This window comes from Streptomyces sp. SCSIO 30461 (assembly GCF_037023745.1).
Lineage (GTDB): Bacteria > Actinomycetota > Actinomycetes > Streptomycetales > Streptomycetaceae > Streptomyces.
Genome location: NZ_CP146101.1, coordinates 1,214,324 through 1,228,578 on the forward strand (window position 1 = coordinate 1,214,324; position 14,255 = coordinate 1,228,578).

12 protein-coding genes are annotated in these 14,255 nt (G+C 71.7%); 3 read left to right on the top strand and 9 right to left on the bottom strand.

What is annotated here, in order from left to right; all coding sequences use genetic code 11:
* Positions 1 to 115: 115 nt before the first annotated feature.
* A complete protein-coding gene (locus V1460_RS05565) occupies positions 116 to 1,327 on the bottom strand; it encodes a pyridoxal phosphate-dependent aminotransferase (RefSeq protein WP_338672493.1) in 1,212 nt (403 codons plus the stop codon).
* Between the two features lie 145 nt (positions 1,328 to 1,472).
* Positions 1,473 to 2,066, bottom strand: coding sequence for a TetR family transcriptional regulator (locus tag V1460_RS05570; protein WP_338672494.1), 594 nt, complete (start codon positions 2,064 to 2,066; stop codon positions 1,473 to 1,475).
* A 119-nt stretch (positions 2,067 to 2,185) separates the two neighbouring features.
* Here V1460_RS05570 and V1460_RS05575 point away from each other — a divergent pair, with 119 nt between their 5' ends.
* Positions 2,186 to 3,169, top strand: a complete 984-nt coding sequence (locus V1460_RS05575) for an aldo/keto reductase (RefSeq protein WP_338672496.1) — start codon at positions 2,186 to 2,188, stop codon at positions 3,167 to 3,169.
* 239 nt (positions 3,170 to 3,408) lie between these two features.
* On the top strand, positions 3,409 to 4,047 hold the full coding sequence (locus V1460_RS05580; RefSeq protein ID WP_338672498.1) for an alpha-ketoglutarate-dependent dioxygenase AlkB: 639 nt from the start codon (positions 3,409 to 3,411) through the stop codon (positions 4,045 to 4,047).
* 231 nt (positions 4,048 to 4,278) lie between these two features.
* On the opposite strand, the gene V1460_RS05585 is transcribed toward V1460_RS05580, so the two are convergent.
* From V1460_RS05585 to V1460_RS05605, 5 genes are all read right to left on the bottom strand, one after another.
* The gene (locus V1460_RS05585; RefSeq protein ID WP_338672499.1) at positions 4,279 to 5,646 is read right to left on the bottom strand and encodes a cytochrome P450; all 1,368 of its coding nucleotides are present in this window, start codon (positions 5,644 to 5,646) and stop codon (positions 4,279 to 4,281) included.
* A gap of 127 nt (positions 5,647 to 5,773) precedes the next feature.
* Positions 5,774 to 6,466: a response regulator transcription factor gene (locus V1460_RS05590; protein ID WP_338672500.1), complete on the bottom strand. Its 693-nt coding sequence runs from the start codon at positions 6,464 to 6,466 to the stop codon at positions 5,774 to 5,776.
* Positions 6,463 to 7,725 carry a sensor histidine kinase gene (locus V1460_RS05595; protein WP_407077594.1) on the bottom strand — a complete coding sequence of 421 codons (1,263 nt, stop codon included), beginning with the start codon at positions 7,723 to 7,725 and terminating at the stop codon, positions 6,463 to 6,465. Before V1460_RS05595 ends, V1460_RS05590 begins: the two co-directional genes overlap by 4 nt.
* 169 nt (positions 7,726 to 7,894) lie before the next feature.
* A complete protein-coding gene (locus V1460_RS05600; RefSeq protein WP_338672502.1) occupies positions 7,895 to 9,088 on the bottom strand; it encodes an acyltransferase in 1,194 nt (397 codons plus the stop codon).
* Positions 9,081 to 10,094, bottom strand: a complete 1,014-nt coding sequence (locus tag V1460_RS05605) for an alpha/beta hydrolase (RefSeq protein WP_338672503.1) — start codon at positions 10,092 to 10,094, stop codon at positions 9,081 to 9,083. Before V1460_RS05605 ends, V1460_RS05600 begins: the two co-directional genes overlap by 8 nt.
* Before the next feature lie 286 nt (positions 10,095 to 10,380).
* On the opposite strand from V1460_RS05605, the gene mptB reads away from it, so the two are divergent.
* Positions 10,381 to 11,934 carry a polyprenol phosphomannose-dependent alpha 1,6 mannosyltransferase MptB gene (mptB, locus tag V1460_RS05610; protein WP_338677911.1) on the top strand — a complete coding sequence of 518 codons (1,554 nt, stop codon included), beginning with the start codon at positions 10,381 to 10,383 and terminating at the stop codon, positions 11,932 to 11,934.
* 138 nt (positions 11,935 to 12,072) lie between these two features.
* Here the strand turns inward: mptB and V1460_RS05615 are convergent, their stop codons facing one another.
* Complete coding sequence (locus V1460_RS05615) at positions 12,073 to 12,582, bottom strand: DinB family protein (RefSeq protein WP_338677912.1); 510 nt, start codon at positions 12,580 to 12,582, stop codon at positions 12,073 to 12,075.
* 273 nt (positions 12,583 to 12,855) lie between these two features.
* Positions 12,856 to 14,136 carry an alanine racemase gene (locus V1460_RS05620; protein ID WP_338672505.1) on the bottom strand — a complete coding sequence of 427 codons (1,281 nt, stop codon included), beginning with the start codon at positions 14,134 to 14,136 and terminating at the stop codon, positions 12,856 to 12,858.
* Positions 14,137 to 14,255: the final 119 nt, after the last annotated feature.

A 14,255-nucleotide genomic window follows, 5' to 3' on the forward strand; every position in this document is an offset into this window, starting at 1 on the left:
CTCGCGCTGTCAGGAGGCCATCCTAGCTTGGATTCAGTCTAAAGTTGTGCCCGATCGTGAAAATGCTGCCGCAGGGCGCCGTCGGTCGCCGGGGTGCGGCGGCGCCTTCAGGGGCTCACGGCTGGCTGTAGCCGTCCAGGAAGGTCCCGATCCGGGTCACCGCGTCCGCCAGGTCCGTCGCGTTCGGCAGGGTCACGATCCGGAAGTGGTCGGGCTCGTGCCAGTTGAAGCCCGTCCCGTGCACGACCATGATCTTCTCGGCGCGCAGCAGGTCCAGTACCATCTGCCGGTCGTCCTTGACCTTGTAGACGCTCGGGTCGAGCCGGGGGAACAGGTACAGCGCGCCCTTCGGCTTGACGCAGGTCACCCCGGGAATCCGGGTCAGCAGCTCATACGCCACGTCCCGCTGTTCGAGCAGTCGTCCGCCCGGGAGCACCAGGTCTTCGATCGACTGCCGCCCCTGTAGTGCGGCGGCCACCGCGTGCTGCGCCGGCATATTGGCACACAGGCGCATATTGGCCAGGATCGTCAGGCCCTCGATGTACGAGGAGGCGTGTGCCTTGGGGCCGCAGACGGCCAGCCAGCCGCTGCGGTAGCCCGCCACGCGGTAGTTCTTGGACATCCCGTTGAAGGTCAGCACCATCAGGTCGGGCGCGATCGCGGCGGTCGGTGTGTGTGTGACCCCGTCGTAGAGGATCTTGTCGTAGATCTCGTCGGAGCAGACCACCAACCGGTGGCGCCGGGCGATCTCGGTGAGCCCGCGCAGCATCTCGTCGTCGTAGACGGCCCCGGTCGGGTTGTTCGGGTTGATGATCACGATCGCCTTGGTGCGGTCGGTGATCTTGCGCTCGATGTCCGCGAGGTCCGGCATCCAGTCGGACTGCTCGTCACAGCGGTAGTGCACGGCCGTACCGCCGGAGAGCGAGACGGAGGCGGTCCACAGCGGATAGTCCGGAGCGGGTACGAGCACCTCGTCGCCGTCGTCGAGCAGCGCCTGCATCGACATCTGGATCAGTTCGGAGACGCCGTTGCCGAGATAGATGTCCTCGACGGAGAGCGGGACGCCCTTGGTCTCGTAGTGGCTCATGATCGCGCGGCGCGCGCTGAGCAGGCCCTTGGCGTCGCCGTAGCCATGGGCGTCGCCCACGTTGCGCAGGATGTCCTCGAGGATCGCCGGGGGGCACTCGAAGCCGAACGCCGCCGGATTTCCGGTGTTCAGCTTGAGGATGCGGTGTCCGGCAGCCTCCAGCCGCATCGCCTCCTCGAGTACCGGGCCCCGGATCTCGTAACAGACGTTGGCGAGTTTGGTCGACTGGATCACCTGCATGACGTGAGCTTACGGGGGCCCCGGGCGGCGCGCCCCGTGTTTTGGGACACGTCGCGCGGCGGTCGGGATTCAGGCGCGGATGGCGGGGGCGCGGACGGCTCGCCATGGCTCGCGGTATCGCCCGTCGGGGTGAGGGGTGCGGCGTTCACGCGCGCGGCCCGGCCGGTGTGACGGCGACGATGCGGGCGACCGCGCTCACCACGGCGGCGCGGTAGCGCTCCCGGCGTGCGCGCTGCCACGCGGTGCCGTCCGCGTCGACGGCTGGTCCGCCAGGGGCGGCGAACCAGGACTGGGCCAGGGAGAGTACGAGGGTGAGGATGTCGGCGGGGTCGATCCCCGCGTCGAGGCGGCCCGCCTCCTGCTCGGCGGTCACGGCCGCGACCTTGCGACGGTAGGCCTCGGCGCCGGCGGCCGAGGTTCCGGGGCGTTCCAGTTGCTTCCAGGCCACGAGCCGCATCAGCTCCGGCCGGTCCGCGAGATGGTCGAAGATCGCCCCGGCGTATCCGGGCAGGTCGCAGGCCTCGAACGGAACCGACTCGGCGCCCTGCTCCATGGCCTTCTGGAGCACGACGTCGAAGAGCTGCTCCTTGTTGCCGAAGTAGACGTAGATCAGGCGCTTGTTCGCGCCGGCCGTCTCGGCGATGCGGTCGACCCTGGCGCCCGCGATGCCGTACTCGGCGAATTCGGACAGAGCCGCGTCGAGCAGGCGTGCCTTGGTTGCGCTGGAATCCCGTGCCACAGCGGCAGCCTACTGGGTAACTATCCAGTTATTGACAAGGGGCGACGCCCTGCCTCATCGTAGAACTAACGAGTTAGTTACTTGATTGATCCGCCTGTCGGCAGAGGATGTGCAGAGTGATGGAGCAACACGCACTGGGTTCCCAGGGTCTTGTGGTCGGAGCCGAAGGGCTCGGCTGCATGGGGATGAGCGCCATCTACGGCGCGACCGACGACACCGAGTCACTGGCGACGATCGACCGCGCGCTGGAGCTCGGCGTCACCATGCTGGACACCGCCGAGGGGTACGGCCCGTTCACCAACGAAGTGCTGGTCGGCAAGGCCGTCGCCGGTCGTCGCGAGCGAGTGGTGATCGCCACCAAGACCGGGGTCGAGTTCACCGAGGACGGTGCACTGGTGGGGCTCAACGGGCGGCCCGACCACATCCGCCGGGCCGCGGACGGTTCCCTCCGCCGCCTGGGCACCGACCACATCGACCTCTACTACCTGCACCGAGTCGACCCGAACGTGCCCATCGAGGAGAGCGTCGGCGCCATGGCCGAGCTCGTCGCGGCCGGCAAGGTCCGCTACCTGGGGGTCAGCGAGGTCGCGGCCGCGACCGTCCGGCGCGCCCATGCCGTCCATCCGCTGACCGCGGTGCAGACGGAGTACTCGCTGTTCGAGCGCGGGATCGAGAGCGACGGCGTCAGGGCGGTGCTGGCGGAGCTCGGTATCGGTCTCGTCGCGTACTCGCCGCTCGGCCGGGGTTTCCTGTCCGGGGCCATCACCTCACCCGAGGACTTCGCGGACGACGACTTCCGTCGTGGCGACCCGCGTTTCCAGGGTGCGAACTTCGGCCGCAACCTCGCCGTCGTCGACGAGGTCAGGCGGCTGGCTGACGAGAAGTCCGTCACTCCGTCCCAGCTGGCGCTGGCCTGGGTGCTGGGTCAGGGCGCGGTCCCGATCCCCGGCACCAAGCGTCGCCACTACCTGGAGGAGAACGTCGCGGCCACGGCGGTCGACCTCACCGCCGATGACATCGCCGCCATCGAGGCCGTGGCGCCGCGTGGAGTCGCTTCCGGTGACCGCTACGCGCCCCACCTCATGCAGACCCTCGACGGTTGAGGTCGCGCGGCCCCCGGCCTCCGGGTCATGGGTCCGGCCCCCGGCCTCCGGGCCATGGGCCCGGCCCCCGGGGCTTGGGGTTCGGGTCCCCGGTCGGCTCGTGGCGGCGCCGACTCGAAGTGCGGGTGCCGTTGCCGGGTCCCTTGGCGGCGGCGGATGGCGTGGCGCCGCCGGCCCGGCAGTCGGGGTGGCCGAATATCGAATAGCTCATCTGTTCGGTTTCTCGCTATCCTGGAACCATGGCCGCAGTCCCTCTGCAAGGCTCGCTCTTCGATCAGACCGACGAGATCCGCCTCGGTCCGCTGAGTCGTACGGACGTCCGCCGTACGATGCTCGGGGACGGCGCCTGGCTCGATGCCCTGCCGGGCTGGCTCTCCGGAGCGGACGCCCTCTTCGAGGAACTGCTCGCAGGTGTCCCCTGGCGCGCCGAACGCTGGCGAATGTACGACCGCGAGGTGGCCGTACCGCGCCTTCTCGCGCACTACCCCGTCGGGGAGTCCCTCCCGCACCCCGTCATCGCCGAGGCCAGGGACGTCCTGTCCGCGTACTACGCCGACGAACTCGGCGAGCCCTTCGTGTCGGCGGGGCTCTGCTACTACCGGGACGGCCGCGACAGCGTCGCCTGGCACGGTGACACCAACGGCCGCGGCTCCCGCCAGGACACCATGGTCGCCATCCTCTCCGTCGGATCCCCGCGCGACCTCGCGCTGAGATCCCGCAGCGGTCGCCATGCCCCGGTCCGCAAGGCCCTGGGGCACGGCGACCTGGTGGTCATGGGCGGTTCCTGCCAGCGGACATGGGAGCACGCGGTGCCGAAGACCGCGCGGGCGGTCGGGCCACGGATCAGTGTCCAGTTCCGGCCGCGCGGGGTGAGCTGAGCGCCACGGGGCTCCGGGTCCGCAGGCCTTCGGGTTCGTCGCCGGGCTTGCCGAGTCGAACGGCGGCGACCCGGAGGCGCTCCGGGCTGACCGGTGACGTATGCGCCTTCCCGTGCGTTCCGGGCGCCGCGGAGGCGCGACGCCCGGCGAGTCCCGCCGCAGTAGCGGACGCCGGCGAGTCCCGCCGCAGCGACGGCGCGGCGGGATCCGTTCGACAGCACAGCCTCTGCGTCAGCCGTCCGACGGCCGCAGCCGGCAGCGCGCGGGGCCCGTCGCGCGCAGTGTGATCTCCGCCGTGACGGGCACCTCCGTGTCCACCGCCTCCAACTCGTAGGCACGCAGGATCATCGACAGCGCCAGCACCGACTCCAGCATCGAGAAGTGCTGACCGATACAGGCCCGCGGTCCGCCCCCGAACGGGAACCAGGCGTACCGCGGCCTCTCCTTCTCCCTCCCCGGGGCGAAACGGCCGGGGTCGAACCGTTCGGGCTCGTCCCAGTACCGGGGATGGCGGTGCGTCACCCAGGGCGCCACGATCACATCAGCCCCGGCGGGGATCTCGTACCCTCCGATCTCGATCGCCGACACCGCCTGCCGTCCGATGACCGGCGCCGCGGGATAGAGCCGCATGGCCTCCTTCAGCACCTGCGTCAGATACGGGAGCGCGTCGACGTCGTACGCCTCGGGTGTGCGGCCCGCCAGCACCTCCACGGCCTCCTCCCGTGCCCGGGCCTGGAGTTCGGGGTGCAGGGCCAGCAGGTGCAGGGCGAACGCCAGTGAGGTGGCGGTGGTCTCGTGCCCCGCGAGCAGGAAGATCAGCACCTGGTCGCGGATCTCGGACGCGTCCAGACTGCCGTCCTCGGCGCTGCGTGCCTGAGCGAGCAGCGTCAGCAGATCGTCGCCCTTCGCCGCCTCGCCCTCCGCGCGCCGCTGCTCGATGATCCGGTCGCACACCTCGTAGAGGTCCCGTGTCGCCGACGCGGCCTCACGGTTGCCGGGCGTGGGCCATGACCGGGGCGGGTTGACCGGTGAATAGCCCCGGCGCAACGTGTAGTTGCCGATCACCGGGAAGCAGCGCTCGATGACGTGCACCGCTTCGTCGACATCCGTGCCGAACAGGATGCGGGCGACCGCGCGTAGGGCGAGTCCGGTCATCTCGTCGACCACGTCGACGGTGCCGTCCGGGGCGTCCTTCCACCGGGTGAGCAGCGCGGCGGTCTCGTCCGTGACCGCCCCGGCGTATCCGTCGACCCTGCGTCGGGTGAACAGCGGTTGGACGAGGCGGCGTTGCCGCAGGTAGTCGTGGTCCTGGCTGGTCAGCAGGCCGTTGCCGAAGGACTCCCGGACCTCCTGGTAGAAGGTGTTGTCCTTGCGGAAGCCGGCCGCGTCGGTGGCCAGCACCTGCTGCGCGCCCTCGGCGGAGAACACGCCGTACAACTCCATCCGCAGCCCGGGCGGGCCTGCGGTGAACCTGACGATGTCGCCGTGCTCCCGTTGTGCCCTCAGATAGGTGCCCAGGGAGTCCCGCTTGAGGTCGAACAGCGATCCCAGCAGGGGTACCCCGGCCGGGCCGGGGATCTTGCCGACCGCCGCCGTCATGTCGTGACGCCTTCGGGTAAGGCGGTCCAGTCAGCCGACTTGGACCACATGAGAGGCTCGCTCATGGTTTCTCCGCCATTTCTCTGATTCTGCCGCCGAATCCGCTCCGTCGGAGTCCGTCGGCGGATCATGTCATGCGTCCTGACGGGCGGACGAGACCTGTCTCAAAGGCGAAGACCGCGGCCTGGGTGCGGTCACGCAGACCCGACTTGGCGAGAATCCTGCCCACATGGGTCTTCACGGTCTGCTCGGCGACGACCAGCAGCTCGGCGATCTCGGTGTTGGAAAGGCCCTGGGCTATCAGGGACAGCACCTCGGTCTCGCGCTCCGTCAGCGCTCCCACGCGCGCCTTGCCCGGGTCGCGCGAGACCGTCCGGGTGACCCGGGAGTACTCGCCGATGAGCCGCTTGGTGAGATTAGGGGAGAGCAGCGCCTCGCCTGCCGCCACCACCCTGACCGAATGGGCAAGTTCGTCGGCGGAGGCGTCCTTCAGCAGGAAACCGGAGGCCCCCGCGCGCAGTGCCTCGTACACGTACTCGTCCAGGTCGAAGGTGGTCAGGACGAGGACCTTCACCGTGGAGTCGGCGGGGGCCGTGATGCGCGCGGTCGCCTCGATGCCGCCGAGTCCGGGCATGCGGATGTCCATCAGGACCACATCCGGGGCGAGTTCGGAGACCTGCGCGATGGCGTCATGACCGTCGACGGCCTGGCCGACGACCTCGATGTCCGGTTCGCCGCCGAGGAGCATGGTGAAGCCCTGGCGGACCATCATCTGGTCGTCGGCGACCAGCACACGGATGGGGGGCGGGGGCGTCGTCATACGGGGTCCTCGGCCGGTGCGGTGGTAGGAATGGTAGGAGCGGTGGGCAGGATCGCGGTCACTTCCCAGCCGCCGTCGGGCGTACCGCCGGCGGCGAGCTCGCCACCCAGCATCGCGGCGCGCTCGCGCATGCCGAGGAGCCCGTGCCCGGCGTGCGGTGTGTGCGTGCCGGGCGACTGCGCCCGAGGCGCAGGGGGCGGGGTGTTGGTGACCCGCAGCGCCAGTGTCTCCAGTCGGTAGCGGAGTTCGACTCGGACCGTGGCGCCGTCGGCGTGCCGCATCGCGTTGCTCAACGCCTCCTGGACGATACGGAACGCGGACACCTCGACCCCGGGAGGCAGCGCCCGTCGTCTGCCGGTGGTCTCCGCGGTGACGGTGAGCCCGGCACCGCGCACATTGTCGACCAGCTCGTCCAGCCGGGCGAGAGTGGGCTGCGGAGCATGGCGTACGCCGTCCGCCTCCGCGTCCTCGGCGCGCAGCACACCCAGGACACGGCGGAGTTCGGTGAGCGCCTCCACCGCGTTCTCGCGAATACCGGCGAGGTTCTCCTTGAGCGCGTCCGGGGGGTCCTCGATCAGACGCGGTGCGACCTGCGCCTGGATGGAGATCACCGACATGTGGTGGGCGACCACGTCGTGCAACTCGCGGGCGATGCGGTTGCGTTCCTCCAACAGGGTGCGCCGGGCACGTTCCGTGGCGGTGAGGACCTGCTGCTCGACGAGCCGTTCCTGCGCGACCCTCCGGGTGCGGCGCGAGCTGCCGACGGCCACGGCGCCCGAGAAGCAGATCACCACCCACGGGGTGAGCACCCCGTTGTAGGCGGGGGGCGGCATCAGGATGGTGTGGTACAGCGCCAGCAGCATCGCGGTCCCGAGCGCCGTCACCGAGGCGAAGGGGCGGACCCGCAGTGAGAGGAACAGCAGCACGAGGGTGTGCAGCGCGATCGCGCCGGCGGTCCACGGCCAGTGCGCGTCGCTGCCGCCGTTCCACCGCAAGTGCGCGGCCAGGAAGAGCGCGAAGGTCGAGAGCCAGTACGCGGGCGCCGGCCGGAAAAGCGCCAGGACGGGTGCCGCTGCCTGGAGTGCGGCGACCACGCCCACCAGGGGCACCGGGGCCGAGCCGGAGAGGTCGTTCATGTTGAGCATCAGCAGCAGCACGGCGAGCAGCACCACATGGACGTGCGGCAGCCAGCCCAGCCAGCCCGTGCGGGGCAGCGGTGCGCGGGCCACCGTCCACAGGTCCTCGCGAACGGCGCGCATCGCCGCCCTTGACGCGGCCGGCAGCGGCCGTCTGCGCCGACCCCCGTGGTGCGCGTCTTCCCAGCTGTCGGTGGCACCCCCGCTCTCGGTGGCGCCCCTGCCCTTCGCGGTGCTCCCGCGTTGGGCGTCTCCCCGGCTCGTCGCGTCCCCCTCGCTCACAAGCCGCATCCTAGGGACGGCCCCTCACGACCCCGCGGGCGGTCCGCTGTTCGCGTACGACCCGGGAGCCTTCCCGGCCCGTCCGCGGCCGGTTCCGCCGCTTGCCCTGCCCCTGCTCGTACGAACGGAACGCCGCCCAGCACGCCGCCAGCGCCGACGCGAACACCGGCAGCCAGGCGAGGCGTGCGAACGCCCAGCCCGCCCCGTCCGGGACGGTGTGCAGCCCCGGCAGCGGGTCGCCACCGAGCAGACCGGTGGCGGTGACCGCCATCATCGCGGTCTGGTGCCACAGGAAGACGGTCATCGCGGACAGGTTCACCAGCGCCACCACGGCCCATGCGGCGGGGCGGCGCAGCAACCGGCGCAGGGGATCCAGCAGCAGCAGGGCGGCGCCGCACTGCGCGAGGCCGAAGCTGACGGCGGCGAGGGTCGGCGGGTTGAGGTTGGAGACCTCCGCGCCGGGGACGCCGACCATGGAGGCCGGATAGCCCGCCACCACGATCAGCAGGGCGGTGGTGGCGGCCCCGCCGAACAGCAGCGTCCAACGGGTCGCGGGTCGCGGAAGTCCGTCGCGGGCCCAGAGCGCACCCAGGCAGTAGGGGACGGCCCAGCCCGCCGCCACGTTGATCCAGCCGGTTCGCTCATCGGCCGACAGCGGCCCGAAGCGGAGCAGGTCCACGTGCAGTACGACAGCGATCGGCCACAGCGGGTTGAGCCGCGCCAGCAGAGGTGTGGCCGCCGTAAGAGCGGCGAACACCAGCAGGAACCAGAGCGGGGACAGCACCAGCTTGAGGAGCGTGCGCACCGTTTCCACACCGGCGCCGGACACCAGCAGCGCGCCCGCCACCACGGCCCACACCACCAGGACGGCGGCCACCGGCCGGAACAGCCGGACCATCCGGGCGGCGAGCCACCGCCGGTAGCTCTCGCCACGGGCGCGTGCCGACGCATGACCGGAGGCGCCGACCTTCCCGCCGACCAGGAAGAAGACGGCGAGCGTCTGGAACAGCCAGGAGACCGGTGTGAGCTCGGGCATGTACGACAGGGGGCTGGTGGCCCGCACCGTGCCGCTGTCCGCGACCAGCGCGGTCACCAGCCAGTGCCCGAGCACCACGCCGAGAATGGCGAGGGCCCGCAGAGCGTCGACGGCGCGGTCGCGGTTCGGGGGGGTGGCGGCCTCGATCCGCCGGACCAGCTCATGCACGGCTGTACTCCTCGGTCGCCTCGGAGCGGCCCTGGGAAGGGGTGCGCCCGGCGACGATCCGGGCGATGCTCGACAGCGCGACCGAGCCGGGCTTGAGGTAGTCGCTGTGTCCGACATCCCCGGCCGCGAACACCCGGGCGCCGAACTCGTCGGACACCGGGTCGTTTCCGCCCAGGCCCAGGTCGGCGAACGGCAGCCGCAGGCTGACGTGGGGCACGGACGCGATCCAGTCGCCGGACCCGCGCCCCGCCCAGACGGTTGCCCCGGTGCGCAGCGACGCGGCGGTGTCCACTCCTGCTCCGGGGCTGCCGTAGAACACGATGTCCGAGACGTCCGCCATGGCGGCGGCCGTTGTGCCGGCCGCGGTGACGCCGCAGACCACCGAGCCGTACGAGTGGCAGAGCAGCGAGATCCGGGCCGTCGGTCTGAGGGTTCCGAGATCCGAGACGAAGGACGCGAGCCGAGGGGCGGCGTCCTCGGCGCGGGCCGGGGTCAGCACCTCAGGGCCCACCGTGGCCGGTGTCCGGTACCCGAGCCAGGCGATCACTGCCACCCGTTCGCCCAGTTCCTCGCGCAGGTTCTCGGCACCTGCCCGGAAGCGCTGGTAGGTGTCGAGGCTGGTGTCCGAGCCCGGTACCAGTACGGCGACCCGCTCGGCGGTGGAGAGGTGCCCGAAGACCTCGGCCGTGCGCCCGCCGTCGCGGCCGTCGAAGGCGAGGAACTGCCGATCCGGCGCCGCCAGCGCGCGCAGTGCGGCGGCTCGCCGCCGGTCACCGTGTCCGGCGGCCATGCGTTCGGCGGCCCGGATGCCCTCGCGGGTGGCGGCGTAGCGCTCGGCGAGGTCGGCGGGCGTTGCCGCCCCGCGTATCGGGGCGAGTACGGGTGGAACGGGTGCGGGGACGGCCGACGGCCGGGCCGCTCCCGACAGCGGCACAGCCACCGATGCCATCACGAGGGCGGCCAGAAGGGTGCGGCCGAACCGGCGCCTGCGCGGGCGAGTTGCCATGGTGGATGTGCTCCTCTTGTGCCGGATGGGTGGCTGCGTCCGGGGGAGAAGCTATGGACCGCACGGCCTGGTTCGCGTCACACCAGGGAGCCCACCTGCGAGGTAGCTCCCAGGTATGACGGGTGTGACGGCCGCAGACGGTGGCGGTAGCCTCGTGGCTCCGTGCCCGCGGCCGAGCGCCGAACCGGGTCCGGCGACCGGCAGCCGGCGACCGGCGGACGGCGGGCCGGGTGGGAAGACCGGGCGGGGAAGCGGGCGGGGAAGAGTGGGGAAGAGCCGACTGCTCATGTGGATGCGGACTGCGGGCGGCGCGCGCCGACTGGGTGCGGCCGGGTCGCTCGCGATGGCCGTGGGTGGGCTGGGCGCCGGAAGTCTTCCGGCGCATGACCCATGGGGGCTGTGGCAGCAGCGGGGTTCCCTGACGACCGTCGTGCTCGTCTGCGCCGTGCTCGCGTACGCCGGTCTCACTCTGCTGGTCGTTGCCTGGTGGGCGGACCGGCGACGGGTCGCCGATGAACGGCCGTCCCGTGGTGACCGGGTGCGCGAGACCCTCGTGACCCTTGTCTGGTGGACCGCGCCGCTGCTGCTGGCACCCCCGCTCTACAGCGCCGATGTCTACAGCTATGTCGCCCAGGGCGCGATGGTCCTGGAAGGCCACGATGTGTACGCGCACGGGCCTTCGGTGCTCGGCCCCGACTCGCTCGGCGCCGACGCGGCGGCGAGCGTCGGCGGGAACTGGACCGATACGCCGGCACCCTACGGCCCCGTCTTCCTGCTGCTGGCGAAGGGCGTGGTCTGGATCACCGGTGGGACCATGGTGCCCGCGGTGTGGGGCATGCGGCTGCCCGCGCTCGCAGCGCTGGCACTGATCGTCTGGTCGGTGCGTCGGCTGGCTGTGGAGTGCGGTGCGGATGAGAGCCGGGCGCTGTGGCTCGCGGCGCTCAACCCCCTGCTGCTGATGCATGTCGTCGGCGGAATGCACAACGACGGGCTGATGATCGGCCTGATGCTGGCCGGGGTCGTCTGCGCACTGCGCGGCCGGTGGCTGCTGGGCAGCGCGGTCGTCGGTCTCGCGATGATGGTCAAGTCACCGGCCGCCGTCGCCCTGCTCTTCATCGCGGTGATCGTCGTGCGGGGCGGGCGTGGGACGGCCGCCGTCCGGGTGGCCAGGGCCCTGGTCGGCCCGGTGGCGATCGCCGCCTCGGTCGCTGTGGCAGCCACCCTGCTCGCCGGCACCGGCTTCGGCTGGCTGCGTACCCAGAGCGTCGCCGCGTCCGTGAACACCCCGCTCTCGCTGACCAGCGACATCGGCCTGGCGGTCGGCCATCTGGCCCGACTGGCAGCCGACACGGACCCGATGGCGGTCAAGAACGCGATCCAGACCCTCGGCCTTGCCACCGCCCTCGCCGTGATCGCCTGGCTCGCGGTCCGTTCCCTCAAGGGCCGGCTGCATCCCGTGCCCGCTCTGGGTCTGTCCCTGCTCGCCCTGGTCGCGCTGTCACCGATGGTGCAGCCCTGGTATCTGCTGTGGGGCACGGCGACGGTGGCGGCGGGCGGTCAGGTGCGGAGCGGCGGCCGACTCGTCGGCGCGTTGATGGTGCTCTCCACGGCCCTGGTGTACGAGACCCAGCCATCCGGCCACACTCCCGCGTACGGCTTCGTGCTGGGCGCCTTCGCGGCGGTGCTCGCGGTGCTCGCCCTGCGGCGTGGGGCCGGACGCCGGGATCGGGTCGCCGCAGGGCAGCCCGCACTGCCCCTGCCCCGGCCCCGTACCGAGCAGGACCAGCCCGTCGACTCCCAAGCCATGGCTTGGAGAGCGCCAAGCCAATTCAAGGATTGACTGGGATGTCCGTTCCGGTCGAGGATCAACGCAGGGCCCAAGGGCGGCAACCCGTCCTCCGCCCGCCGAGGCCCGGACCGGAGCGGGAGCAGGGGGACGGGTGCCGACCCGCCCTTCCGCACCTCCCCCCCCCGGGTGTCAGGAGCCGGCGGACCCGTCGATCCCCTCCCGAAGGAAGTCCGCGTGGCCGTTGTGCCGTGCGTACTCGTGGATCAGATGCAGCAGCACCAGCCGCAGCGAAACCTGCTCGTCCCAGCGCGCCTGGTACCCGGTCACATCGAGCGACTCCGCTTCGCGCTCGATACGGCGCGCGTGCTCGACCTCCGCCTCCCAGGCGGTGAACGCCTCCGCGCGCGTCGACTTCGTCGCGTCGTACGCCACCTGGTAGTCGCCCTCGGGTGACCAGACGAGCGGTACGTCCTCACCCGCGATGACCTTGCGGAACCAGGTGCGTTCCACCTCCGCCATATGCCGGACGAGGCCGAGCAGCGAGAGCGTCGATGGCGGCATGGACTGGCGTCGCAGCTCCTCGTCGGTGAGTCCCGCGCACTTCATCGCGAGCGTCGCGCGGTGGAAGTCGAGATAGCCCCGCAGGCTCTCGCGTTCGCTGCCGAGCAGGGGCGGACTGGGGCGGGCGTCTTCGGTCATGGCGGCACTGTAGGCCGGGAGGGCGCGCGGACCGCGACCTTTTTCCCGGCCGCCTTCCGCTGCGTCTGCGCGCCGGGTGTCCCGGGGCAACCGTCTGCAGTCGGCCCGGTCGGCCCGGTCGGCCCGGTCGGCCCGGTCGGCCCGGTCGGCCCGGTCGGCCCGGTCGGCCCGGTCGGCCCGGTCGGCCCGGTCGGCCCGGTCGGCCCGGTCGGCCCGGGACACGTACCGACCGGACCGACCGGCGATCCGGAAAGGGTCCCGGACGGGGGCCTGTCAGAAGAACGTACGGATGTAGTCCACCACCGTCCCGTCCGCCTCGACCAGCGGAATCAGCTGCCACTTGTCGAACGACGTACACGGGTGCGACAGACCCACGCCAACCCAGTCGCCGACCTCCAGGTCCGCCGCATCCTCCGTACGCAGCCAGGTGTGCTGGTCGGACAGACCGGTGACGGTGACGCCGTCGGCCGGGCGCACCTCCCCGGTGCGGGCGTCGCGTACCACCTGGGCGTCGGGCAGATCCAGGTCGTGGGCGGCGTCGCGCTTGCCCGCGTTGGTGAACGCCTGCTGCGGGGTGGGCCGGGACACCACCTGGGACCACAGGCGGAACGCGGGCTCCAGGGCGCCCTCGGCCGGGACCCGGTTGAACGGGGTGAGGCGCCGGTAGTGGCCCGAGTCGTGGGAGACATACGCCCCCGAGCGCAGCAGCTTCAGGACCGGCCGGGACAGCTCGGGGAGCTGCCTGAGGACATCCGCCACCGTGTCGAACCAGGCGCTGCCGCCCGCGCTGACGATGATCTGCTCCGCGTCGCCGAAGTGACCGCCCTTGTCGAGCAGGGCGGCGAGCGAGACCAGCCGGTCCAGCCAGTCGCTCACCCGCTCGGGGCTCGCGTCCGGGACCTCGCCCTCGTAACCGGCCACGCCCACCAGCCGCAGGGTGCGGCTTGCTGCGACGGCCTCGGCGACGGCCACGCAGTCGGCTTCGGTACGGGCGCCGGTACGGGCCCCGTCCCCGGCCGCCAGCTCGATCACCACGTCCAGCGGGCGGCGGCCGTGGCCCGCCGCGCTGAGGGCCTTGTCCATCAGCTCGACGCCGCGCACCGAGTCCGCGTAGCAGACCAGCTCGAAGTCCTGGTCGCGGTCGAGCTCGGCGGCGAACCAGCGCAGGGCCACCTCGTCCACCAGCTCATTGGCGAGGAAGATCCGCTGGATGCCGTACGCCCGGTAGACCCGTGCCTGGTGCGGGACGGCTGCGGTGATGCCCCACGCGCCGTGCTCCAGCTGGCGTTCGAAGAGCTGCGGTGCCATGGAGGTCTTGCCGTGCGGGGCGAAGGCGAGGCCGTGGCGCTCGGCGTAGGTCTCCAGGAGAGCGAGGTTGTGGTCCAGGGACTCGGCGGACAGCGCCAGCACGGGGGTGGTGAAGCCCCCGTCGAACAGATTGCGGCGCTGGGCGGCGAGCTCGCCGACGGTCAGCCCTTCGGCGTCCGGGGGCAGCCCCTTGAACCGGTGGTCGACGCGCTCGTCCGCGAGGCGGGCGACGGGGCGGCTGGTCATGAGGGCCTCCTGGTGGTGCGGTTGCCGCCCCAGTATCCGGGTTCACCAGGAGAGACGGACGAACGGGGCGCCCGGGCCACGGCTACGACCGCCGTGGCCGCTGCCGTCGCCGCAGCGGC

Excerpts from the sequence above, each read along its gene's own strand:
- V1460_RS05565 (WP_338672493.1), bottom strand. The coding sequence starts at position 1,327 with ATGCAGGTGATCCAGTCGACCAAACTCGCCAACGTCTGTTACGAGATC.
- V1460_RS05575 (WP_338672496.1), top strand. The coding sequence starts at position 2,186 with ATGGAGCAACACGCACTGGGTTCCCAGGGTCTTGTGGTCGGAGCCGAA.
- V1460_RS05580 (WP_338672498.1), top strand. The coding sequence starts at position 3,409 with ATGGCCGCAGTCCCTCTGCAAGGCTCGCTCTTCGATCAGACCGACGAG.
- V1460_RS05585 (WP_338672499.1), bottom strand. The coding sequence starts at position 5,646 with ATGACGGCGGCGGTCGGCAAGATCCCCGGCCCGGCCGGGGTACCCCTG.
- V1460_RS05590 (WP_338672500.1), bottom strand. The coding sequence starts at position 6,466 with ATGACGACGCCCCCGCCCCCCATCCGTGTGCTGGTCGCCGACGACCAG.
- V1460_RS05595 (WP_407077594.1), bottom strand. The coding sequence starts at position 7,725 with ATGCGCGCCGTTCGCGAGGACCTGTGGACGGTGGCCCGCGCACCGCTG.
- V1460_RS05605 (WP_338672503.1), bottom strand. The coding sequence starts at position 10,094 with ATGGCAACTCGCCCGCGCAGGCGCCGGTTCGGCCGCACCCTTCTGGCC.
- mptB (WP_338677911.1), top strand. The coding sequence starts at position 10,381 with ATGTGGATGCGGACTGCGGGCGGCGCGCGCCGACTGGGTGCGGCCGGG.
- V1460_RS05615 (WP_338677912.1), bottom strand. The coding sequence starts at position 12,582 with ATGACCGAAGACGCCCGCCCCAGTCCGCCCCTGCTCGGCAGCGAACGC.
- V1460_RS05620 (WP_338672505.1), bottom strand. The coding sequence starts at position 14,136 with ATGACCAGCCGCCCCGTCGCCCGCCTCGCGGACGAGCGCGTCGACCAC.